Below are 22092 nucleotides of genomic sequence, written 5' to 3' on the forward strand. Positions count from 1 at the left end.
ACTCCATCACTCGACAGACTCCGTGAGCGGAGACGTGAGCGCGATAATCAGGCTGCCGCCAGCGCGAAAAGTTGCGCTATCACACCATCGACCGCTCTGGAGTCAGCGGGAACGACTACCGCTCGCGCGAGTCGAGCCAGCGAGTCCGCGCGAACCGTATCTATGCAAGCTGCAAACCCCTTGTCTGCGGTTACGAAAACATCGCTTTCGGGGAGGTATGTCGCGATCTGGTTGTCGAAGGGCGTGCCCGGGTTGGTCGCGCGCGTAGCTTGAACATGGCCAAAGGCCCACCGCAACCAGCTCAGTTGCACCCCAGCGGGATCCACCTCTCGTGTCCAGAATCGCGTCCATCCATCACGATCTATGGCGCTACGGTCGAGCCAGGGCGCAAGCCAGTCGTTGTCGGGACCCTTCGTCTCAAGAGCGGTCCACCAGCGTCGCATTGCTTCGCCGCGCCAGGAATCGAAAGGATCTCCGTCCCATCCAGGCTCACGGCCGAGAAGGATCGCCGGCCGGAGGAAATTCACGGTTTCGAAGGTTCTCCCCTCCTCGCGCGCCTCTGAGCGCGCCCGGACGGAGTCAGCCCGTGCCTGAGCGACTGTCGCGCTCGACAACATGCCGTGTATGCGCGCTGCCTCGTCTGGCGTTCGGCGGACGAAGTCCCACCAGCTAGATTGCCAGTCAGTCTTGTGATGGTTCCAGGCGCGTAGGCGCGGGTGCGAGTTCATCCACTCGGGATGCGCCCGCTCGACCTCAGCGCGTACCTCGTTCGCTTCCTTGAAGGCTTCGGGCATCAGGCGTACCCATGCGGCGCTGGTCATTGCCATTATTCGGTGCTGCTTGTCCGCGCGACCCTCGGGCGATTGCGGGTTTGCTTGAAGTGCCTCGATCACAATGGCTGGAGGTACCACGACGTCTACGCCCTGACTCCACGCTTCAAGCTGGAGAGTCTCTACGGCGTCGCTCTTCACTAGGAATGTCCAGACATTGTTGTCCAGCATCAGCCGAGGGCGCATAGTTGCGATTGTGACACGGCCCGCGGAGTCTGGCATCGACCCATCTCCGGCCCCAGCACCACCGGTTCCTCGATCATTTGCCGCGATTCCGGTAGGGTCCAGTGAGTGAGCAAGTGAGCGTGGGGGCCCATTGGATCGACGAGTGCTGTGGCTGTCCACCGGGTGGTTACTATTCGCGCTGTCCGCTGCCGTCGCCGCAGCGATTGGGCTTTTGATTCTTGCAGGATCCATTGGCACGGGGTTCTGGAGCTTCTTCTGGTCCGGAATTGGAGCCGCACTCCTCTCTACTGCGCTTGCGCTCCTCATTTCCGAAGTCGTACTCAAACCACTCTTCGTGCGCGATCTCCTATCGATCGCGAATCTCCGTACGCGTTTCGCCGATATCTCAATGCGTGAGGTTGGCCCGCTGAACAGAATCAGGTGGGCGGAGCTCTACTCCACAGCGCGGGAGATCGATTTGGTGGTTGCCGATCCCTCTCCATGGATGGCTCGTGATCTCGATCTTGTGGTCGCATGTGCGGCACGGAGAGTTCGGGTTCGAGTTTTCTTGGCTAGCCCGGAGGGGAGCGGGAAGGAACAGGTCACCTCGGCGGAGGCAGGGCTCCGCGAGGCATGGACGCGCCGTCAGAATAAACACCGACGTGCCGACTTGGAGATCTGGTTCCTCAGCACCGCTCCCACGTCGTTCATGGCCCGGTTCGACGACGAGGTTGTCGTCGCGATCGATGCGGGCCTTGCTGTGGAGGCGAAGCCCGAGCTCTTTCTGCAAATTGGATATGAGGGGGCGTCTGACGTTCAATCTTGGATTCGAGACCGATGGCAATGGGCCGAGTCAATGGAGGGACTGACGCCCGCGTGGGCAAGCAGAAAGCAATCGCCAGAGCCGAGCGAGGTGCGAGGACGTCTAGGAACCCGGCTTGATGACCCAGGGAGCGGCTTGTGAACGAGACTCGCTCACAGGACCTCGCGCTCGATGCTGTGATGGAAGGAATCGACGCAGGGCAGGTCACTCTGCCCGATTTCCAACGGGACTTCGACTGGTCAGACCGTGAAGTCCGGTCCTTGCTTGCAACGGTACTCATGGGGTGGCCGGTAGGAAGCATCCTGTTGATCGAGGGTGCGAGTAACCGAGAGTTCTACGCGCCGAGGAAGTTCGAAGAGGCACCTCCGATCTCCTCGTCAATCGTATATATCGTGCTCGACGGCCAGCAGCGGTTGACTTCGCTCTATCACGCGCTCCGCGGCCGTGGAGCACTGCGGTACTTCCTTCGACTCGATCGGGCCGCGGACTATGGCGACGTCAATGCCATCGATGAACTCATCGTGAGCTATTCCGAGGACACTTGGACGGCACTATCGACGCCTGAACTGCAGCTCCGAGGAGGTGTGATCCCGCTCCCGGCGCTCGCGACTCCTGATGGGTTCTACGAGTGGCGTGATGCTTGTGGCGCTGATCCCGAGGATGGCGCATGGCTAACGTCCATGTACAGGGAGCGATTCGCCCATCTTGCGAAGTTCAGAGTTCCTGCTGTCATCGTGGACAGTCGCATCGCGCCCGCGGCCATCGCGCGCGTATTCCAGCGGGTGAATCAGGGCGGGATGAAGCTGGGCTCGTTCGACATGATGGTCGCAAAGACCTACTCACCGAGCTTCAATCTCCGAGCGGCTTGGGAGCGCTCGAAGGCGGAACATGCTTCGCTAGCCCGACACGCCTCTGATGACGGACTGCCCGTGCTTTCCGTCCTAGCCCTACGGGAGCTTGGGGATGTGAGGCAGAGTTCGGTGTTGAGGTTGTCAGAAGACTCCGTACGAGAGCATTGGTCAACCGCAGCTGGACACTACGCCAACGCAATCGAGTTTGTTGAGGCAGAGCTCGGCGTGCTCGATTCTGACTGGCTGCCCTACGGACAGATGCTCACAGTGCTTGGGGCGGTCGACTATGAGCGCGACCTACGAACCATCCGCGATGTGGTTGCACGCTGGTTCTGGAAAACCGGCTTCGGTCATCGCTATGACTCAGCTTCCAACACGCGCGCTGTCGCGGATTTCAAGCGCCTCGTCGCGGGAACGGACCCGTCACCAGATGAGCTCCGGCTAGTCATTGAAGAGTTGGTGGAGTCCACCAAGGGGAAGCGTGGTGCAGTTCACCGAGCGTACCTTTGCGCCCTTGGAGCGGACTCTGTGATGCGCCGGCAGGAACCGGTTGCGCAACCGACCACCGGGTCGATTTTCCGGCGCCGTGCGGGCGATGCGCTGCCATTGCATCTCCGCACTCTTTCATTCGCAATCCGCGATGCAAATGGCCAGCGAGTGGACTCGCTGGGCATGCGGGACGTACAGCCAGAAGAGTTCAATGACGCCGGCGTGGAGCAGATTGAGCGACTTTCAGAATTTCTCCGGCAAGACTCGGGTATCACTACGCGCATGGTGAGCGAGGCCGAGGAGGAGAGACGAATCGCCCAGCTGGTCTCACGACTCGAGGCGGGCTCTCACGAGTTCAACGCGAATGAGTTCGATACGTGAGGCGTCGGCGCCGACGGGTCATGCTGAAGTAGGCGGGAACACAGTGCTGTCGCTGCAGCAGGCTTGTCCGGCGCGGTTCCCCGCCGGCAATCAACCGGGACGAGCCTGGTCCGCAATTGATGAAAGCAATCGAAGCGATGCACGCAGGCACCCAGGGTGAAGGACGCCCTTTACAAGCACTGTCCTACACGAACCTGCACCGCAGAAAAATCCCTGGATAAGCGTGAAAACCCAGCCTAATCTGGCGGCATGCGTGGAGGGCTCGAGCGATGGAAGCGAGGTGTCGATTCCCGAGGGGTTCGACAGGCGATCGGCTACGCGCTCGAGGGCACCTGCGATGCTCACCTGCAGCACTCCCCCGGCGTTGACGCGCTCGAAGCGTACGGCGCAGCATCCGATTCAACCGTCTCGCGGTTCATCGTCGCGAGCGGCAGGATCGGCAAAGACGAGCTCACCGCCGGCGACCTTCGGGTCTGGCTCACCGGACACGACCCGGTCACCGGAGAAGAGCGCGGCCATCAGCGGCTGAGCCCCGACGCAGACCTGCTGCTCGACGGGACGCTCAACCACCCGAAGTCCTACAGCATCGCCGCGCTGCTGCATCCCGAGCTGGCCGCCGAGTTCGAGGGGCTCCAGGACCGGCTGCGTGAGCGCATCCTGCTCACGTGGCAGACGGAGCTCAACGCGCGGCGCGGACACGGAGGGCTCATCCGCGAGGAGATCACCCGCATCGAGGTCGTCGAGCTGCAGCATCGGCGCTCGCGCGCGCTCGACCCGCACATCCACCGTCATCTCTGGCTGAACATCAAGGTGCTCGGCGCGGACGGCAAGTGGTCCAACCTCGACTCGCGGGTCGCGATGAAACACCACACCGTCGTCAACGCCGAGGGTGAGCTCGCCGCCCGCACCGATCCCGCCTGGATCGCCGCGCTCGCCCGGCACGGATACACGCTCGACGACACTGGCGAGATCGCCGAGTTCGCCGACGCCGTCCGACCCGTCTCGCGTCGGTCGGCGCAGATCGAAGCTAACCGTGCGCGCCTGATCGCGGAGTGGTCGGCAGCCCACGGCGGATCGGCGCCGAGCGTGGAGGTGCTGCAGCAAATCGATCGACGCGCGTGGGCGGTGTCGCGTCCGAACAAGCCGGCCGACCTCAACGAGGCGTCGTGGGAGGCGCGCGTCCGCGAGGAGATTGCAGCGATCGATCCGCGTCTGACCACCCCGCGCGCACCAATTCCCGTTGCTGCAACGGACCTGCATGCCGTCGACCTGGATCTGCTCGCGGCACAGGCGGTCGTCGACGCGGACGAACGGTCCATCTCATGCGGCGGGAGGTTCAGTATCTTCGACATCCGCGCGGGAGCAATACGCGCGCTCTCGCGCACGGGCGTCGTTGCGGAGCGCGACCGGCTCGATGGCGTGATCGCTGAGATCACGGAGCGTGCCAGGGGTTCCGTCTATCGGCTCGTTGCGGAGCCGCCGGCGCACGTGAAGGCGTTCATGGCGACCGAGACCGTACGCGCCAAGGTGCGTCTCGCCGGCCGCTTGGACGTGCTCGCCCAGTCTGGGCGCTCCCTGCTGCCGGGCGAGTTGCATCAGTTCTCACCGAACGAGGTTCTCTCGGCACTGGATGCGTCGCAAGGCGTTGCGGCGTGCGCGATCGCCGGTACGGACGGGCTCGTTGCGGTGACTGGCCCCGCCGGCACGGGCAAGACGACGATGCTGCGCGCCGCGTTCGCGGCGCTCATGTCGCAACGGCGTCGGATGCTAGTCGTTGCTCCCACGCGGAAGGCGGCGTCGGTGGCGTCTCGCGAGGTTGGGGCCGCGGCATCCAGTGTTCATGCCCTGCTCTCGGATCATGGCTACCGATGGGGCACCGACGAGGCCGGCGCGAAGGTGTGGACCAGGCTGCGAGTGGGAGAGGTCGATGCCAGCACGGGCGCCGTGTACGGCGGACCGATGCAGTACGTGTTGCGTTCTCGCGATCGGATCGTCGTCGACGAAGCCGGCATGGTCGACCTGCAGACGGCGAACGTCCTCGTCGAGCTCGCGATCGAGCAGGGTGTGGGGCTGGCTTTCGTGGGTGACACGCACCAGGCGTTGCCGGTCGGGCATGCGGGCGCGATGGGTTCTGCGATCCGGCACGCGAATGCTGCGGTCGAGCTCGACACGGTGCACCGGTTCCTCGATCCCGAGTACGCGGCGCTCACGCTGCGGCTGCGGGATGCGGGTGATCGCGAGCGAGCGCTGGTGGTTGCGGGCGAGCTTGCCGAACACGGTCATGTCGATCGGGTCGATCATCACGACGCGGCGCGTGGGCGGATGATCGACGCGTACTTCGAGTGGCACGCGCGCGGCAAGCGGGTGACGCTCGTATCCGGCACGAATGCTGAGGCGGATGCGATCAACGACGCGATCCAGCTGCGGCGAGTCGATCAGGGCGAGCTTGACGTCGGCGTCGTTGCGTGGGGAATGGGGCAGCAGCGGATCCTCGTCGGCGACACCGTCCAAACCCGTCGCAACGACCGGCTGACGGGCGTCGAGAATCGCGCGCAGTGGATCGTGCGCGGCATCAGCGATGAGTACGTGTCTCTTGTCTCCGTGGGCGATAGCGGCGAGGTGAGGCGGGCGTCCATCGAGTACGCGCGCGAACACCTGCAGCTCGCCTACGCGTCCACCGTGCACGGGGTGCAGGGCGACACCGCCGATGCGTCGGTGGTCGGGCCGGATGTCGATGCAGCGGGACTCTACGTGGGCCTTACGCGCGGTCGGCTGAGCAACGTCGCGATTGTCGTGGCCCGGACGGATGCCGCGGCCCGCGAGTGCCTCGCCGAGTCGATGCAGCGCGGCACTCCGGAGTTGACGATGCAGGATGCTGTGCGCGCGGCCGAGGCGGAGGTGCGGCGTGCGGCGAGGAACCGGGAGGCGGCGATGGCTACGGGGCCGGTGGTCGGAGCGCCGAGTCCGGGGCGCGGGATCGGGATGTAGAGCCGATCCGTTGCAGTCGAGGACCGTCCGGCGTCGGCTGCAGCCTCGATTCAAGGGCTGAGCACTTGGGTGCAAGCGGACCGGCCCGCGCACACCGCTGAGCTGGGCAACGTACTCACGCCGCACATGTCCTGACCGAACCAGGTAACGTGTTGTCCCTCCGGTCGGTCCTGCTTCGCGATGCGGTCGGACTGGCGCATGCGAGTTGGGCTGCGAGTTCGCTCCAGCCTAGGCACGCGTCTTAAGGCACAAGATGCGAGCAATACGAAGGAGTTCCCGTGTCAAGAAGATTCCGGTCGGACTTGAGCATTTCGGACGAATTCGGAGATCGCATGGATCAGCTCGCTGACACCTGCGACGGCCTAGTAGACGCGTGTGTCGAGGTTGCTAGCAGCTCGCAGGCCTCCAACTCCCAATTCGCAAGCGAGGCGTCCCTCTTTCGGAAGGAATACCCGCAGGCTGAGAAGAATGTTGAGTATGCGCCGGCGCACGCGGCGACCGCATACGCCGACGTGCTTAGGCACCAACTCGCGTCAATCTCCGCGCTATTGCAAGCCCGGGAGGTCGTGGGAACGCTGTGGCCGATAGTGCGAGCACAACTTGAAACCGCGGGACGGGTGGTATGGCTCTTGGACCCGGAACTCGAGCAACCGGCCGGCAAAGCGCGCGTCGCGAGGTACTATCTGGAGGCGATCTCGTCGTTCCAACGCGCAGGATTCACCCACAGCAAGTATGATCGCGCAGCCGAAAAGGCTTACAAGGCTGAGCGAAGCGCAAAAATCGCCGCCGCGACTAGTCTGTTTCCAGACTTCGAGTTGGAGCTGGGTAGCCCGGATCTGATTGCGGATTGGAAACTTGGTGGCGAGCCGATGCTCGGCCTCGGTGCCGGCGCCAATCTATTCGCGAAGCGACTTCTTTCAGGACCGGGCAAAGCCTTATACGACATTCTTTCGGACTACTCCCACCCATCTCTTGTGTCGATCGAGTCGCAGACGCGACTTGTCGACGACGGGAAGGTTGCGTCGCACCCGTGGGTCGTCCCAGTCGACTTCGTTGAACACCAGTGTCGATGGGCGTGCACCATCCTTTACAAGACTTACCAGCTTGCCTCCGAGTATCTGGGCGTGGACCCGGCCGCCCTCGAGAGATGGGCGGACGGCGCTCCAGCGGATTGGTTCGATCCAGTTACATAGTCTTTGCGTGGGGTTAACGATGGCGGAGGACGAGTCGTAGCGATCTCACTCCGGAATCGCTCCTCTCATCGGCTTGAGCCAGAGGCCGTGCAGGCGGCGATCCTCAGGAAGGTGAGGCGGCACCTTTATGTCCACCGGAAGTTGTCTGGACACTCGCTTAGGATGATCGGACCTTCCGGGTCTACTTGGCGACTTTGCGCGGTTTCGAGACGACGAGTGCGTGCGTTGCGGCGACCTCTGGCGCAGCGAGTTCCGACGCGGGTCCAGAGAGCTCGCGCTGGTGGAAGCGGAAGCGCGCTGACGGTTCGAAGTCTCACCGTGGGAGATCTCTACGCGGGAGACCTTATGAGAGTGGGTCGCGCACTGTCAGGTGCGCGCCACGAGCCAAACGTCGCGGACGAAGCAGGCGGGGGGCGACCCGCATGCGACGAACCGCTGGCCGAGCTACGCCAGGTTGATCAAATGCGTCGCAGTCGGGGACTGAAGCAACTTCATTGAGGGCTACGCGCCGAAGCATCTGTTGCGAACCGCCCGGGGCGGGTAAGCGCGTTGGGGTATGCCGTCGTGCGCAGCGTTTAGGGAAACCTCACCCCGTTCATCTGTGGCCGAGGTGGGGTTCGGGATGCGATGGCGCTCAACGGCGCCGCCAGCGGATAGGCACGATGCACAACTACGGGGGGGGGTGTGCCAGCGGTCGACCAGTCGACTAGATCTGCCACGCCCAGCCAGGCATGGTACGCCGCGGTTTGCCATCGGTTGTGTCCATAGGCTGACTCACTGCTCGCGATTTTGTCCTCCAGGGCCAATTTGACGACGGTGGCCGTCGGGTGGGGATCGACGAGGCGGAGCGTTGCAGCAAATCCCTCGAACTCTTGAATGGCTGGATCCACGTAACGGCGCGCTAAGTCCACATCATCAACAAATTGTTGCAACGCCGCCCACTGGTCATCAGCGAATGAGCGATGGCGCTCCGGATAGAAGCGAAGGTCATGCGGTTCTGCTATGTCGACGACCTCCGCTCGCAGCCAAGGCACGTCTGCAACCCAGTTATCGAAATATGGGCTGACCGTGATCGACCCATGTCCAACGTTCCGCTCGAAATTGCAGTCGCGACACGCAGGAACGAGGTTCAATGGCTCCACAGTCAGGCGTGGATACCTCGACTGCGGAAAGGAATGTTCGACGGTTCTTGGTACGGCGATGTGGCAGAAGGGGCAGCGGAGTCCGCCAATGTCGAGGATGGCCCTCCATATGCGGCCGCCGGGAGCGCTGTCTCGGAGGCGGTTCTCATAGAATTTCTTCATGTCCCGACTAACGACAGGCATAAACTGTGCAGGCGCCAGCGAACGTAGCGCTCGCCTCGACGCGGCGTCGTAGAGTGCGTCTTCCTCGGCTTCGATGCTCGACAAGTCTCGGAGAATACGATCTTTCACTGGTCCCGGATTCATCGTCGGTAAGCAAGCATCTCGGACCTCTCGGCCCGTCAGAGGAAGCGGCGAGATCATTCGCATCACATGTCCTCGCTATTGCGACGAATCATCGAACGTAGAAGAAGTTTGGCTTCATCTCCGATTTCGCCGTCCAGTCGGCGGATAGCGTCCTCGTACGAGGTTGACCTTGCAGCGACATCACGAAGAAAGGCGTGGTAGCCAGACCGGTTCATTTCCAGGTCGAACACCTCTCGGGTAAGTACCCCGAGGTTTGCTCCAAAAGTCTCGATTGAAGGTCGCTCGATGCGCGGACCTGTCCCAGCGCTCCAGATGATCCACGCGCATCGGCGTGGAACTTCCTGCAGCACAACGGGTGAGTGCGTCGCAACGATTGCCAAGCCGTTGATTTCCGTCATCAGGTCTGAGAGCCCGCGCGTAAGTGCCCCCAGCAGAGGTGGATGCAGATGCGATTCGGGCTCATCCAGGAGGACAAGAGTCTTCTCCTCGCAGTACCGCACAAGACTCGCCACCATAAGGATCGCGATCTTGTGGCCGGAGCTGAGGCCAGCGAAGTCGAGGTCTTCTAACGCGTGCGCTTCGTAGATTCGGTGGGAATCGAGCACCCGGTCCGCATCAGCTAGCAACCTTAGAAAGGGAAGCAGTCGTTCTGGTCGCTCCGCCAGACATCCCAACGTCTCTTCGCGAACGTGCTGTCCCATCTCCATTTCGCTCGCACGTGCCGCTCCTGCAGGTGTGAGGCCGGGCCGGGATCCGGTCGCTTCCGGTTGGCTGATCCAGGGTAGGCGGATGTTCGTAATCCGGAACTCGAGCTGGTCTGAACTGTTGCGAAGACTAGGGGGAAAGGTGTCGAAGGCGCTGAAACTGATCGAGAGAAGCCCGGCGATCTGCTCCGGATTGGAGACTGTAAGTGGGCTGGATCGCAGCGGATACTCGACGCTTCGCTCGAATGCCCACCGAATGTTCGAGAGCGCCGTCGTCTTCCCGGTCCCATTCGCGCCGATAAGAGCGTGAACGTTGCTAGGGAGCGAACGGTTTCGGTTCACCTCGAACCGCATGTCCGGTGACTCATTGTCAAGGCCAGGGTCGAGCTTGATCGTGAGGTTAAACCCGCGCTTCTGCAGGTCACCTGTGAGGATCCGTGTGTATTGATCAGTCACCGTCCGTATCGACACCGAGCGCATCAGAGAGCGCTGGACCACGTCCTCATCGCTATACCTAGACAGCAACGATGGAACGGCGGCGAAGTCCTGGAGCGCTGTGAGAAGCTTCCTTGCGTCGGTCGCCCCGAGCCGATTTACCAGATTCTCGTAGAAGCTTGCATCTTGGCCGAGCGAGAAGAAGCCCTCATCCAGCTGCTGGAACTGATGAGGCAATTCCACAGACTCCGTCTCGACTCCAGCCTGTGAGAAGTAGCCTGGGACCAGACCAACCCGTCCGATCTTGGTCACGCCAACCGGCACCCACTCCGTACCGCGCGCGAGGAGCAGATCGAATGTAGTGCCGTACCCGAAGTCGTTCCATGAGTTGCGGCGGAGCTTCACAGAAGTGTGGCCCCGACCCCGCTCTGGACGGCCGCCGGGGTCGACGACAAAGTCGAATAACAAACGCGCCCCCTGTTGGTCGTTCGGACGTAGCTACTGCGTCGTCTGGCGCACTCAGCCGCCACTGTTTCCCACGATACCGATTTCGCGCTCGCCCAAGCTCCTCACTGCAGGGCCTTCAGCAGCCAATGTGACGACTCCGAAACCCCACGCCCGGCCGATGTCGAGACGCTCACAATCTCTGACATCCGCCGGGGCGGACGGTCCAGTCTGTCGACCGATCGTCGCAAGCAATCTAGGTGGTGACCTTCGGCTCAGGTGATGCGAAGGAGTCGACCCCGCGGCACGAGACGTCCTTGGGTCTGACTCCCCATGCAAGGTCTGCCTCGGCGTCAAGGACGTAATCATGCATCGACGCCGAAGGCGCGCAGCAGCGGCACGCGCGGGATCATCCGACGCGGGCCGAGCTGGATCGTGGGGATGGTCCCGTTCTCGATGCCAAGCTTGATCGTGCGGTAGTCGACGCCGACGAGCTTCGCGGCATCCTTCATCGTCAGGGCAAGCGAATTCGGCGATGAGTTCATGGCTTTCTCCTTCGCTGGATGGTAGATGTCATCACTTGCTCACGCACTGTACACCCGTGAGTGCACGATGTCATCACTTGCTCGCGCTTGCAGGAACTGGGAAACTCGCAGCATGCCTGAACTCTCGATCGAACTGATCGACGACGAGATCCTCGACGCCGGCGACGGCATTCACATTCCACGCTCGTGGGTCGCCGTCGTGACCGGAATTCCTGACGTTCCGGGTGCCGTGCGTGCGCACGTCGTGTACGACCCGACGCTGCGGCGGGCAGCGGCTGAGTCGATTCGAGTGGATCGGAGCGGCCAGGGCGATGAGGTGACCACCACGCTGCTGCGCGACCTCCGAGTGCAGGCCATCGTCAAGTGGGCTGCGTCTCGCGTTGTCCGCATCGACGGCGGTCTGTCCGAGCCCGAGACCTACGGACAGTACCTCAGGCGACTGCGGGCGGACGAGTCGCGCTCGGAGGACCAGAACCTGCGCGAGGCTGTCAGGCTGTACCGGCTCGCCTCGGTCATCAACGACGGGCCACTCAAGCTCGTCTCGGAAGAGCTCGGCGTCAGCGTCAGCACCGCGACGCGCATGATGAATCGGGCCCGTATTGCCGGACTTGTCGACGAGGCCACCGGTCGCGAGGTGCTTGTCCAGGCTCGCGAGCAGCAACTCCGCGAGCAGTTCACCGGACCCGTGGTCCGACCAGGTTCATCGGGGCCTTCGATCGGTCGCTGACACCGCTGGGATGCGTCGAACCGCATTTGAGCACTATGCCAAACAGAACGCGTCTCTATGAGCATAGCGCCCAAAACCGCACGCTTGAGCCCCCAGCCAATACCGGCTTGGCCGCATCCAGTTCTGAGATGGGTCTGAATCCCGCTCCAGGACTGGCAAGTCCTGCCCGCATTTTGGCCGCATTCCATTCGCCGCTGGCTGTTTTCGGACGTCGCTGGATGTCGCAGCGATCTCAAAAACCCGCGTAATTCCGCGGAAGTTGTCGTTCGACGTCGCTATGCAAAATGCTCAAAACGTGTTCGAGTCCCTCCAGGGGGCATCGTGCTTTTTTTGTACGCTGACCGGGGATTTATCTCGACCAACCAGTGCGAATCAGGCGAATAGTTCGTCGAACTCGTCCGTGCGCACGCGCGGCGCCGCGGCGGCCTGCTTGATCGCAGGCTCGGGGTTGACGGCGGCCGTGCTGACCGACTCCATGAGAGCGCGGGTGAGCCCGGTCAGGAACCTGCTGGGCTTGGCGGCGACATGCTTTGCCAGGAATGCGGTGGGATGCGTGGGCAGTTGCGAGGGCACGTACACGTCGAGGGCGTCGCGTGCGCGGGTGAGCGCGACATAGAAGAGCCGCTCCTCCTCCGCGAGCCCGGCGCGGGAGGTGAGCGCCATGTCCGAGGGCATCGCGCCGTCGTTCACGCGCAGGAGGTGCACGGTGTCCCATTCCAGGCCCTTGGCGGAGTGGATCGTGGACAGGGTCAGCCAGTCTTCGTCGAGATGCGGCTGCTTCGCCCAGTCGCCGGCGACGTTCACCGGGTCGATCGCCTGCTCGCTCACGAACGTGCGGAGATCGCTTTGTCCGGCAGCGGCCTGTGCGATGCCGTCGACTTCGGTCACCCGACGCTGCCAGTCCGGGTAATGAGCGCGCAGTAACGGATCCACCGCGCCTCGGCATGCCTCGACCAACTCCGGTACGGCCGTCGTGGAGTCGACGGCGCCGAGCAGCGACAGGGTCGACGCGAGCCCGGTGCGCGCCTTCGCTGGTGCCGCCGCGACCGCGTCAGCCGTGCGATCGCCGCCCCCATCCGCGAGGATCCTGGCGAGTACGCGCGCACTCGCCTTGCCGATAGCGCGGTGCCGGGTGAGCAGCCGGTACCAGGACACCTCATCTGCCGGATTGAGCACCACTCGAAAGCTCGCCAGCAGGTCGCGCACATGCGACGTCTCCAGGTAGCCGATCCCGCCGAACTTGTGGAACGGGATCCCCCGCACCTTGAGCTCCACCTCGAGCTGCGCGCTGTGGGATCCGGTGCGCATCAGCACGGCCTGCGAACGCAGTGGCGTGCCATCGACGTGCGCGGCGAGGATGCGGTCGGCGATCACGCGGGCCTCGTCGTCGGCGTTGCGGCAGGTGACCAAGGTCGGCCGGGCGCCCGGCTGCGGACGGTCGGCGACGAGACGCAGCCTCAGTTCGCCCGGCCGCACCTGGTTCGCGAGGTCGAGGATCGTCTGCGTGGAACGGAAGTTGCGTTCGAGGCGCACGAGCGTGGCGTCAGGGTACGCCTCGATGAGCTCGAGCAGGTGCCCGGCGCTCGCCCCCCGGAACGCGTAGATCGCCTGTGCGTCGTCGCCGACGACCGTCAGCCCGCGGCCGTCAGGACTGAGCCCGCGCACGATGTCGACCTGCAGCTGGTTGACGTCCTGGTACTCGTCGACCAGCACCCAGTCCCAGCGCGCCCGCAGCCGCGCTCCGACATCGGGGTCGGCGACCAGCGCCCGCAAGGCGATGAGCAGATCATCCAGGTCAAGCAGGCCGCGCTCGCGCTTCCGGTCGCGGTAATGGCGCAATAGGCCGGCGATCGCGTCGGCCTGCTCGAGCGCCCAGGGAAACTGCTCTTCGATGACGGCACGAGCCGGGGTCGCGGTGTTGATCGCGCGCGAGGCGATGTCCGCGATCGTGCGTGTCGTGGGCAGCCGCACCTCCGTGCCGTCGAGCCCATGCTCCGCGCGCAGCAGGTCGATCAGGTCGATGACGTCGTCGGGATCGATGACGGTCACGTCCTCCAGCCCCAAATGCTGCGCGTGCTCGGCGACGATGCGGTGCGCGACGGCATGGAATGTGCCGCCGGCGATGCGCTGCGCAGCCTGCGGGTCGCCGCACATCACGGCAGCGCGAGAGAGCATCGCGGATGCCGCGCGCCGGGTGAACGTCAGCAGCAGGATCCGTTCAGGTGCGACCCCCGCCTCGAGCAGCCGCGCGACCCGCGCGGTGAGTACGCGCGTCTTCCCGGTACCGGCCCCTGCTGCGACCACAAGCGGCCTATCGCCGTGCTCGACGGCCTCAAGCTGCGCGAGATCCAGCCCGGCGAGCGCATCAGATGTTGCCACGGAGATGACGGTAAGGAGACCCCCCGACATTCAGCCATCACGACCGCTTCGCGGAGATGCTCAAGCGGATCCGTGTGGTCGGGCCGGAGCGGTATTTGAAGTGCGCGGCTCCCGCCCTCTGAGGGTCGTCGTGCGGACGTCCCGCCGGAGCCGCGAACTAGGCGGTGACAGCGGTTGCGCGGATGGACACGAGGATGCCGGGCAGTTCGACGCCTAGCTTTGCAGTTCGCAAGCGCCTGCCGCGTCTGCTCCTGGATGGTGTCGCCGGCTCGCTTTGAGCACGTCGATGGGGCACTCGATTGGCCTGCGGTGACGACACAACGCGGTGCGGTCTCGCCGTCGCGCGAGGACCTTTCCCGTCAATTCACTCTTGTGTGCGGGTGCGAGCAGGCGGTCGCCACTTGATCGCGTAGTGGACGATGACGCCGGCTAGATAGGCGGTCAAGATCCACGGCGCCCAGATCCAGCCGTGCGCGGTTGCTGCGACGTGAACGATGTTGTTCTCGTCGTCGTTGTTGAAGCCGTGGGGGCGATACCCCGCTCGCACAGATCCATCGGGGTCCGGCGGCCAACCATCGAGGTAGATGTTCTCTTTCCGGATTGTCGAGTCATCGCTGACCCAGACGCCGATGCTTCGGCATCCGCCCCTCCCTTTCGGTTCGCAGTCCTGCTGGGTGAAGGTTCCCCAAACGACTGGCTCGTTCGCGCTGACCATCCCACCAACGCCCAACACGATTGACACGGCTAGCAGCGCTGTGATCACTGAGAAGAACAATGCGCGCCCGGCGGTGCCAAGCGGTCGGTGCCACGATGGGCCGCGGGAACGGGCGCGGTCGCGTCGAAGACTCACCTTTCGTCATGCACGCGCGAGTATGCGCGACGGTAGGTGCCCATGAGCATTCGTCGAGTCTACGAAGTTGAGCGAACGCCATCGACCGCGTCCACAATCCTCGGCGGTATCGGTTCAAGGCCGCCCCAAGACCGGTCGTTGACCGCGCGTCAGTCGAGCTCAGGCGGAGAGACGCTCGCCTGTGTGGGTGCCCGTCACTCTGGACTCAGCAGCGAGCACGTCAAGCGAGAGTTTCAGCGCCGACGCGACGGCGGTGACGATGGCGAAGGAGGGGGTGACCAGTCGACCCGTCTCGATCTTGCGGAGGGTCTCCGGGGAGATTCCCGCCGCCGACGCGACGTCGAGAATCGAACGACTCCCGCGGGCATGTCGCAGAAGAGCGCCGAGACGCCGACCCCGCTCGATGGCCTCCGGGCTGTGCGGCAAGCGAACCATCATGAGCTCGATCATACCGGTATAGTTTGACCGGTATTTTCATACCGCGCGAATTGGAGCAACCATGATCGAGATCTTCCATCCCTCGGAGGTCGCCCGCGCTCGATCGGCCGGCGCCGTGGTCGCAAACACGCTGAGCGAATTGCGGGAACGAGCGAGGGTCGGAGTGAACCTCCTGGACATCGATGATTGGGCACGTCAGCTCATCGTCAAGGCGGGCGCGCGGTCCTGCTACGTCGACTACGCGCCATCGTTCGGACACGGACCCTTCGGTCATTACATCTGTACCGCCGTGAACGACGCCGTCCTCCACGGGATGCCGCACGACTACACGCTCGAAGACGGAGACCTTCTCACCCTCGACCTCGCGGTGCTAAAGGATGGGATGGCGGCCGATGCCGCAATCAGCTTCATCGTTGGTCCAACCAAACCCGCGAGTAGCGTCCGGCTCATCGAGGCCACAGAGGCGGCCCTCGCGGCCGCTATCGACGCAGCTCGCCCGGGGAACCGCATCGGCGACATTTCTCACGCCATCGGCGCCGTGCTCGAGGACGCCGGCTACTCGATAAACACAGATTTCGGCGGGCACGGCATCGGCTCCGTCATGCACGGCGACCCCCATGTGGCCAACACGGGCAGCCCCGGCCGCGGCTACAAGTTGCGCCCCGGTTTGCTTCTCGCCCTCGAACCCTGGGTGATGGAAGACACGAACGCTCTGATCACCGACCCTGACGGATGGACCCTTCGCAGCGCCACCGGCTGTCGTACGGCGCACAGCGAACACACCATCGCCATCACCGGCGGCGCCCCCGAGATCCTCACTTCAGCGCGATAGCACACGACGGTCGTCCAGCGCGCCGATACATAGGTGGGTAGACGGGACTCGAGCCCGTTGCTGAGTGGAACGCACGCCGGTCCGCATGCGTGCGTCAGACGCCTGGTCCTTGGCGCCGCGCGCCTATGTTGTTCTGGATTAGCGGCTGAACGGCACCGTCGTTGGTAATAAACGCACCAGCTCGTCGCTTGCCGTGGTTATGGACACGAAGACGCGTTCGCTGTTGCAATCGCCTCTCGGACAGCGGTGCGCGCAGCGCACTCCGAGACGCTCGCTCAACGGTCGCGAGTACATCCTTGACAATCGTCTCTCGGTGCCTTCTGTTGTCGCCGAGCCAACGCCGGACATAGTCGATGGCGAACAATGCCGCAGTGACGAATAGCGTTGCGCCGGTCGTCAGGAAGCCGACAAGGATGGGGTCCATGAAACGAAGGTAGAGCTCGACTCGGACATCGCTTCGTCGGCAGCCTGGTCTCGATGCCCGGTCGGCTCCCTGCGGTACCGGCCGCGCGATGATCGGTCGTCGTGCGATCGCCCTCGATCGTGGCATCATGCAGAAATGGGAGACGTCGCGGCGGCAGATGAGGACTATTGGGCGGGAGGACGCCGAGCTCACATCACGACGGGGCCGTGACCGGTCGACTGCTGTTCCTCTATCCTGACTCGCGCGAGCCTTGGTGGACATACGTCATCGACGCGAGCCCGCACGTAGACGCAGCAGGCGAGTTCTACGCAGACGAGCGCGACCTCCCCGCCCGCCTGACGGCCGAATGGGGTCTGCGCTGGATTCCCCGCAGCTCACAAGAGCAAGAGCTGGAGAGCAGCCGGTTTGACTGGCGTCCCACCTTGACCGGCACAAGCTGGCTCGCACCCGCGCCGCCGACCTTGTGAGCAGCCGGCGCGCTTATGGGTCCCTTACCGAACGGCGTCTGCAAGGACCTCGTCGATCCACTCATGGCGGTCTAGCGCTCGGACTTCGCCGGCAGTCACCCATCGCGTCTCGAGAAGCTCCACGCTCTCCAGTACGAGGTTGGTAGTGGGCAATGAGCACCGGTATGCGACGGTCACGTAGCCGACGCGGTCACCGTTTGGGTACACCGCCTCGAGTGCTTCGCCACCGTAGGCGCCGACGATTCCGTGGGTGGACGAGTGAACCCCGAGCTCCTCGAGCACCTCGCGCCGAACGGCCACCTCCGGCCGCTCGCCAGGTTCGACGCCGCCACCGATGAGGCTCCAACGTCGTGAGTCGCGTTGGCGTGCCAGGAGGAACCGATCCGCCTCCTGGATGACAGCAGTGACACCGGGCAGGAGGAGAAACTCCGTTCCGATCCGTGAACGGATCGCGGTGACGTAGTCGGAAGCTGGCACCCGTCGACGCTATCGCGGGGACGTCAACAGCCGATCCCCATCTGGGACGCCTAAAGCACGACCCAGCTCGAAGCCCTCGAGTGCCGGCGTGGCAACGACTTCATTCGTCGTTCACTTTGAGGTGGGCGATTGGCCTCAGCGGGTGAAAGCTCAATGACGATTCGGCGTCCTGCGACGATAATCCCCGGACCCTTATCCGGCGTCGGCGCAGGAACCGGAATCTCCTGCTCGGCCTCCCAGACGATCCGGGCGTTGTGGGCCGACGGATGAAACAGCTCATCGAAGCCGAGAAGCCCGCCAGACGAAGGTTGGGACTGAGCATCCACCTTCTGACGACGGCGCACCGAGAACCCTACCCACGCGAACACGATCGGGATCGCCAGGACGATCGTGATCGTGCCCCATCCCATCACGTCGCTCATGGCCCCACGCTACGTCGACATGTGCACGGCGGCCTCCACCCACAGACGGACTCTCAACAGCGGTGTGCGTAACACCCACGCGGTGACCGGCACGGGTGCGCGCCTCCCACCCGCGGCCAGCGCTCTGCACCTGGTCGACCGTCAGCCCGACTGGCTTTGGGTCGGCGCGCGTCGATGTTCGCCGCGTGCTCCCGATTCGGGCTGATTAGGTCGCAGCGAGCCAACACCCCTTGACGTCAGTGAGGAAATGGGCAGCGCGGTTTGCTAGCAGCAGTTGCCTCGCCTGTTAGCGAAAGCTGCAATCGCTACCCCGCTCGCGAGCGAGTCGGTCTGTGCTCGGGTAGCCGTCCCTCAGTGCGACAGCTCAAGTCGTACAACCGGATCGTCCCACGCGCCGGCGTCGCCGCTGGTTGCGGTTGTCGAGTGGACAGGCACCGGTTGCCATCTTCGTTGGCAATCCGCGCGGCGCTTTGGCTCCCCCAGTCGTTCACTGGATGATGAGCGAGTGACAACCAGCTCCACTGGCAAGCGCCGCAGACAACTTGGTGCGGTAGCAGTCTGTATGGCTGTCCTTCTCTTGGCGGCCGCGTGCACGGACTCAGACTTCAGCCTGTCCGAAGAGGACGCGTACGGGACGTGGAGTGCTGGCAGCGGGTTGCCCACAACACTCGAACTTGCTGACGACGGGACCTTCCAGGCGACCGCATGGCCGGTCGATGTCGGCTGTAGTGGGCATCCTCCACGGGCGGCGAGCGAACTTCTCGAGTCGGAGACCATCGACTTCACTGGCACTTGGGAGGAGGGAGATGATGCCTCTCAGAACCGAATCAGCCTGATGCCAGAGTCTGAGGCGTGCGGCACGCCTCGGATCAGCGCTGACTTCCGCAGTGAAGACGGTGTCCTGTACACCTGCACCCTCTTGGGCGTACATGTCGATCTAGCGAGAGCCGAGAACTGGTTCATTCTCTACCTGAGTGAGCCCGAGGCAACCCCGGACTCAAGTCGCTGCTTCAACTACAACTAGGGCGCTTTGACAACGAATGGGCGGCGCGCTGAGGGTCTGAGACGGTAGGCAGTTTCGGCCGGCTCGTCAAGGGGTCGCTCAGCGCGCAGCTCTGCAGATCAGGACGGGAAGTCAGGTGACTGTCCGTACCGCGCGAGATCTCCGGTGATCCATACCTTCCGGCGAAGGAGTTGCGTGAGCACCTGTTCCGCGTCGCGAAGTCCGTCGGCGTGGGGAGCGTCCGGAAGCACGAACCACACCTCGTCTTCGCCGTCCGTCGGAACAAACCGCGCGGTTGCCGACTCACCCAAGAGTCGCATCGTCGCAGCGACGGCACTGCGTTGCCCGATGTTGGTTCCTCGGTCCAGTCCTTCTGCGCTCGCCATGTCCCCAGTATCCGAGACAGATTGCCGAATTGTGTGCGCTCGGAAGTCGGTCCTCGAGAGGGCGACGCTCGAGTGGCGGACCTGCATGGCGCATCAGGTCGGTCAACGCCGTTCAGGCGAGTCACCGTGTTGGCCCACACCCAGCAGCGCAGCTGCATCTCCCTGATGGTGAATTGGACATGTCGTTCTATACCACGACGACAGAGTCGACGAGCATTGCGTGGGGCCGAACCGCACCCATGCTTGCCGGGCTTCGATTACGGGTTCCCCCGGTCGAGTCGGTAGAGCACGGCGGACCGGCGTGAGGGCCTTCTGCGATCAGACGAGGTCGGCCGCGCCGGGGAGCTCAGAATAGGCTGAGCGACGTGATGCCAGCGCGCGAGCCGGAGCCCGCCTTCTGGGTGCGACTCGATCTGCCGGCGTCCGAGGCCGATTGCGTCGAAGGCCTCGCGGAACTCCTCCGCCAACTTCGCGTGCCTGCGGCCGTGCGTCACAGTCCTTTCGAAGGCGGCACGTTCGCGCTTGTTCCGTTAGACGATGACGGGTCGCCCCTCGCGGTCGCCGCCACATATGGCCCGGAACTGCGATGGTCCCTGCTGGGCCGGGACCGACTCATCAACAGCCTCAACAGTCTGGCTGGTCGAGGAAGCACTCTTGACGGTGAGCGCATCGAACAGCTCGCCGGTGAATCCGATGATGACCCGGGCCTCGGCGACACCGCGCCGGGTGGACCGGGGCGCGTCGACGCGATCGCTTGGACGACGCATGAGAAGCCGGGTGTGCTGGCGACTCTCGGGGCGCGATTCGACATGTCGTTCGTCGCCGTCGACGCCGGGGAGATGGGGCTCGCGCTCACGGTCCACGATCCGGCGGACCGTGACAGGGCATTCACAAACGGCGTTTGGGCGATGACCGACGGCATCGCCATGTGGCGAAGCGGCGAGGAAGCCTCCGCGGCCTTCATACATCGCCGTAGCGCGGTCATCATGACGTGGCGGACGCCGTGGCTGCGGGTCGACCCGAGCAAGCCTGGCCAAGTCGACCACGACGGTGCAACGGTGAGCGCGATGCTCAGTGATCTCGCGCTCGACGACGGCGACCCTGCTGCGTGGGTCACGCGGTTTCGCCTCGACCAGGAGCGCGGCGACCGTCTGCGTGCGCTGTTTCGGCGAGGACCGCACGCTGCAGCACTTCAGGACCTATGTGAGATCCTCCGGATTCACCCATCACTGCTCGTGGTCCTGTCCGACGATGGGGAGTCGAACGCCGACCGCACCATGATCACTGCGCGCAGCGCACGTCAACAGTTCCGGGACGAGATGCATGCCGCGGCCGCGGCACCCGGGCCGCAGAGCTTCCGCGGCCGACACCCTCGGATATGGCTCGGGCTCTCGGCCGTTGTGATCCTCGTTCTCGCAGCCGTCGCGGTGATGGGCTGGTCCGACGGCCGCCCGACGGCTCTGCTCCCGGGCCTCGTTGCCCTGATCTGGACGGCTAGCCTCTTGAGCGACGGATCAGTCCGACGAGCTCGCCGGGGCGATTCATCCGAGCCCGCACCTGTCCGCGACGGGCACGATCGTTGACGCCCGAGCCGCGGTACATGGCAAGGATGTCTCTGCCGTGAGGCGTCGAGATGGAGCGCATTCAGCGAGAGCGCTGCGCGGAGCTCTGCGCATGGACCGGGACCGGCGGCGACATCCGATCTGCGGGGTGCGTCCGAGCCCGCATGGTGGACGTTGACGTGCGCGGCGGATCGCTCGTTTGCGGCGTCCGCAAGCCGGTCATCAGCGCGCGCGATTTAGTCGGATTCGTCGTTCGCTGCGGTCTCGATCCAGTCGACGGCTTCATCCGAGAGAAAGAATCCGTCCGGTCCTGACTCGCCGACCCACCACGCGCTCGAGGTCACCGCGCCGCCTGCCGCCGCAATCTTGCTCCGCACTTCCGGTGACACCGCTTCGCCGTTGTGGGCAATGAGCCACGCCTTGGCGTCGGAGTCCAGCCTCGCCCACCACTCGATGGTTTCCATGCGGCCACCATTTGCACCAGCTGGAGCCGACCGAAAGCGAGTCGCCTAGCGAGCCGGTGGGCGCTGGTGCCGCTCCATGGGCTGCGCGCCTTCGCGGCGGCGTTTCCGCCACGGAATCACGACCCATTCCAGGACATGCTCGAGCAGCGTTAAGAAGACGCAGCTCAACACCGCGACGACCTTAATCCACATCGGGAACGGCAGCACGATCAGGATCAAGATCGGAACAGCGAGTAGGGGCAGGAAACGGCGTGCCCATGACGCCAGAAACTGCCGCACCGATCTCACAGAAGCCACCCTAGGTCGCCCGAGGGCTTCGGTGAGGAGCCTGCTGTGCAAGGCCGGCCGGTGGCTCGCAGGACGGT

19 protein-coding genes are annotated in these 22092 nt (G+C 64.1%); 8 read left to right on the forward strand and 11 right to left on the reverse strand.

Features of this window, described 5'->3' with window-relative positions:
* Window positions 1-47: 47 nt before the first annotated feature.
* Window positions 48-1001, reverse strand: coding sequence for a hypothetical protein (locus VIP82_RS15645; RefSeq protein ID WP_331910231.1), 954 nt, complete (start codon window positions 999-1001; stop codon window positions 48-50).
* A gap of 157 nt (window positions 1002-1158) precedes the next feature.
* On the opposite strand from VIP82_RS15645, the gene VIP82_RS15650 reads away from it, so the two are divergent.
* The 4 genes from VIP82_RS15650 to VIP82_RS15665 all read left to right on the forward strand — a co-directional run bounded on the left by VIP82_RS15650 (window position 1159) and on the right by VIP82_RS15665 (window position 7720).
* Window positions 1159-1959: a hypothetical protein gene (locus tag VIP82_RS15650; RefSeq protein ID WP_331910233.1), complete on the forward strand. Its 801-nt coding sequence runs from the start codon at window positions 1159-1161 to the stop codon at window positions 1957-1959.
* Window positions 1956-3539, forward strand: coding sequence for a GmrSD restriction endonuclease domain-containing protein (locus VIP82_RS15655; protein ID WP_331910235.1), 1584 nt, complete (start codon window positions 1956-1958; stop codon window positions 3537-3539). The genes VIP82_RS15650 and VIP82_RS15655 overlap by 4 nt, the downstream gene beginning before the upstream one ends.
* Window positions 3540-3788: 249 nt before the next feature.
* Window positions 3789-6527 (forward strand): AAA family ATPase, encoded by a 2739-nt coding sequence (locus VIP82_RS15660; protein ID WP_331910237.1) that lies wholly within the window; start codon window positions 3789-3791, stop codon window positions 6525-6527.
* A gap of 332 nt (window positions 6528-6859) precedes the next feature.
* Entirely contained in the window at window positions 6860-7720 is an 861-nt protein-coding gene (locus tag VIP82_RS15665; protein WP_331910239.1) for a hypothetical protein, read from the forward strand.
* Between the two features lie 1510 nt (window positions 7721-9230).
* Here the strand turns inward: VIP82_RS15665 and VIP82_RS15670 are convergent.
* Window positions 9231-10619, reverse strand: coding sequence for an AAA family ATPase (locus VIP82_RS15670; protein ID WP_331910241.1), 1389 nt, complete (start codon window positions 10617-10619; stop codon window positions 9231-9233).
* A 497-nt stretch (window positions 10620-11116) separates the two neighbouring features.
* Window positions 11117-11296 carry a MerR family transcriptional regulator gene (locus VIP82_RS15675; RefSeq protein ID WP_331910243.1) on the reverse strand — a complete coding sequence of 60 codons (180 nt, stop codon included), beginning with the start codon at window positions 11294-11296 and terminating at the stop codon, window positions 11117-11119.
* Window positions 11297-11408: 112 nt separating this feature from the next.
* Between VIP82_RS15675 and VIP82_RS15680 the strand changes: the two genes are divergently transcribed.
* The gene (locus tag VIP82_RS15680; protein WP_331910245.1) at window positions 11409-12023 is read left to right on the forward strand and encodes a hypothetical protein; all 615 of its coding nucleotides are present in this window, start codon (window positions 11409-11411) and stop codon (window positions 12021-12023) included.
* A gap of 372 nt (window positions 12024-12395) precedes the next feature.
* Here VIP82_RS15680 and VIP82_RS15685 read toward each other — a convergent pair whose 3' ends face one another.
* The 3 genes from VIP82_RS15685 to VIP82_RS15695 form a co-directional block, all read right to left on the reverse strand.
* On the reverse strand, window positions 12396-14402 hold the full coding sequence (locus VIP82_RS15685; RefSeq protein WP_331910247.1) for an ATP-dependent helicase: 2007 nt from the start codon (window positions 14400-14402) through the stop codon (window positions 12396-12398).
* Between the two features lie 364 nt (window positions 14403-14766).
* Window positions 14767-15165: a hypothetical protein gene (locus VIP82_RS15690; RefSeq protein WP_331910249.1), complete on the reverse strand. Its 399-nt coding sequence runs from the start codon at window positions 15163-15165 to the stop codon at window positions 14767-14769.
* Window positions 15166-15411: 246 nt separating this feature from the next.
* Complete coding sequence (locus VIP82_RS15695) at window positions 15412-15702, reverse strand: helix-turn-helix domain-containing protein (protein ID WP_527250133.1); 291 nt, start codon at window positions 15700-15702, stop codon at window positions 15412-15414.
* Between the two features lie 49 nt (window positions 15703-15751).
* Between VIP82_RS15695 and map the strand changes: the two genes are divergently transcribed.
* Window positions 15752-16522 (forward strand): type I methionyl aminopeptidase, encoded by a 771-nt coding sequence (gene map, locus VIP82_RS15700; protein ID WP_331910251.1) that lies wholly within the window; start codon window positions 15752-15754, stop codon window positions 16520-16522.
* Window positions 16523-16616: 94 nt separating this feature from the next.
* Here map and VIP82_RS15705 read toward each other — a convergent pair whose 3' ends face one another.
* The 3 genes from VIP82_RS15705 to VIP82_RS15715 all read right to left on the reverse strand — a co-directional run bounded on the left by VIP82_RS15705 (window position 16617) and on the right by VIP82_RS15715 (window position 18312).
* Window positions 16617-16946, reverse strand: a complete 330-nt coding sequence (locus tag VIP82_RS15705; RefSeq protein WP_331910253.1) for a hypothetical protein — start codon at window positions 16944-16946, stop codon at window positions 16617-16619.
* Window positions 16947-17437: 491 nt separating this feature from the next.
* On the reverse strand, window positions 17438-17890 hold the full coding sequence (locus VIP82_RS15710) for an NUDIX domain-containing protein (RefSeq protein WP_331910255.1): 453 nt from the start codon (window positions 17888-17890) through the stop codon (window positions 17438-17440).
* A gap of 50 nt (window positions 17891-17940) precedes the next feature.
* Complete coding sequence (locus VIP82_RS15715; RefSeq protein ID WP_331910257.1) at window positions 17941-18312, reverse strand: hypothetical protein; 372 nt, start codon at window positions 18310-18312, stop codon at window positions 17941-17943.
* 562 nt (window positions 18313-18874) lie between these two features.
* Between VIP82_RS15715 and VIP82_RS15720 the strand changes: the two genes are divergently transcribed.
* The gene (locus tag VIP82_RS15720; protein ID WP_331910259.1) at window positions 18875-19336 is read left to right on the forward strand and encodes a hypothetical protein; all 462 of its coding nucleotides are present in this window, start codon (window positions 18875-18877) and stop codon (window positions 19334-19336) included.
* A 730-nt stretch (window positions 19337-20066) separates the two neighbouring features.
* A complete protein-coding gene (locus tag VIP82_RS15725) occupies window positions 20067-21284 on the forward strand; it encodes a hypothetical protein (protein ID WP_331910261.1) in 1218 nt (405 codons plus the stop codon).
* Window positions 21285-21499: 215 nt separating this feature from the next.
* On the opposite strand, the gene VIP82_RS15730 is transcribed toward VIP82_RS15725, so the two are convergent.
* Entirely contained in the window at window positions 21500-21727 is a 228-nt protein-coding gene (locus VIP82_RS15730) for a hypothetical protein (RefSeq protein WP_331910263.1), read from the reverse strand.
* A gap of 45 nt (window positions 21728-21772) precedes the next feature.
* Window positions 21773-22015: a hypothetical protein gene (locus VIP82_RS15735; protein WP_331910265.1), complete on the reverse strand. Its 243-nt coding sequence runs from the start codon at window positions 22013-22015 to the stop codon at window positions 21773-21775.
* Window positions 22016-22092 lie beyond the last annotated feature (77 nt).

Source organism: Microbacterium sp. (assembly GCF_036566905.1).
Taxonomy (GTDB): domain Bacteria; phylum Actinomycetota; class Actinomycetes; order Actinomycetales; family Microbacteriaceae; genus Microbacterium.

Coding starts and splice junctions, on each gene's coding strand:
- VIP82_RS15705 (WP_331910253.1), bottom strand. CDS start 16,946: ATGGACCCCATCCTTGTCGGCTTCCTGACGACCGGCGCAACGCTATTC.
- VIP82_RS15695 (WP_527250133.1), bottom strand. CDS start 15,702: ATGATCGAGCTCATGATGGTTCGCTTGCCGCACAGCCCGGAGGCCATC.
- VIP82_RS15645 (WP_331910231.1), bottom strand. CDS start 1,001: ATGCTGGACAACAATGTCTGGACATTCCTAGTGAAGAGCGACGCCGTA.
- VIP82_RS15660 (WP_331910237.1), top strand. CDS start 3,789: ATGCGTGGAGGGCTCGAGCGATGGAAGCGAGGTGTCGATTCCCGAGGG.
- VIP82_RS15730 (WP_331910263.1), bottom strand. CDS start 21,727: ATGGAAACCATCGAGTGGTGGGCGAGGCTGGACTCCGACGCCAAGGCG.
- VIP82_RS15675 (WP_331910243.1), bottom strand. CDS start 11,296: ATGAACTCATCGCCGAATTCGCTTGCCCTGACGATGAAGGATGCCGCG.
- VIP82_RS15715 (WP_331910257.1), bottom strand. CDS start 18,312: ATGAGCGACGTGATGGGATGGGGCACGATCACGATCGTCCTGGCGATC.
- VIP82_RS15680 (WP_331910245.1), top strand. CDS start 11,409: ATGCCTGAACTCTCGATCGAACTGATCGACGACGAGATCCTCGACGCC.
- VIP82_RS15720 (WP_331910259.1), top strand. CDS start 18,875: ATGGCTGTCCTTCTCTTGGCGGCCGCGTGCACGGACTCAGACTTCAGC.
- VIP82_RS15665 (WP_331910239.1), top strand. CDS start 6,860: ATGGATCAGCTCGCTGACACCTGCGACGGCCTAGTAGACGCGTGTGTC.
- map (WP_331910251.1), top strand. CDS start 15,752: ATGATCGAGATCTTCCATCCCTCGGAGGTCGCCCGCGCTCGATCGGCC.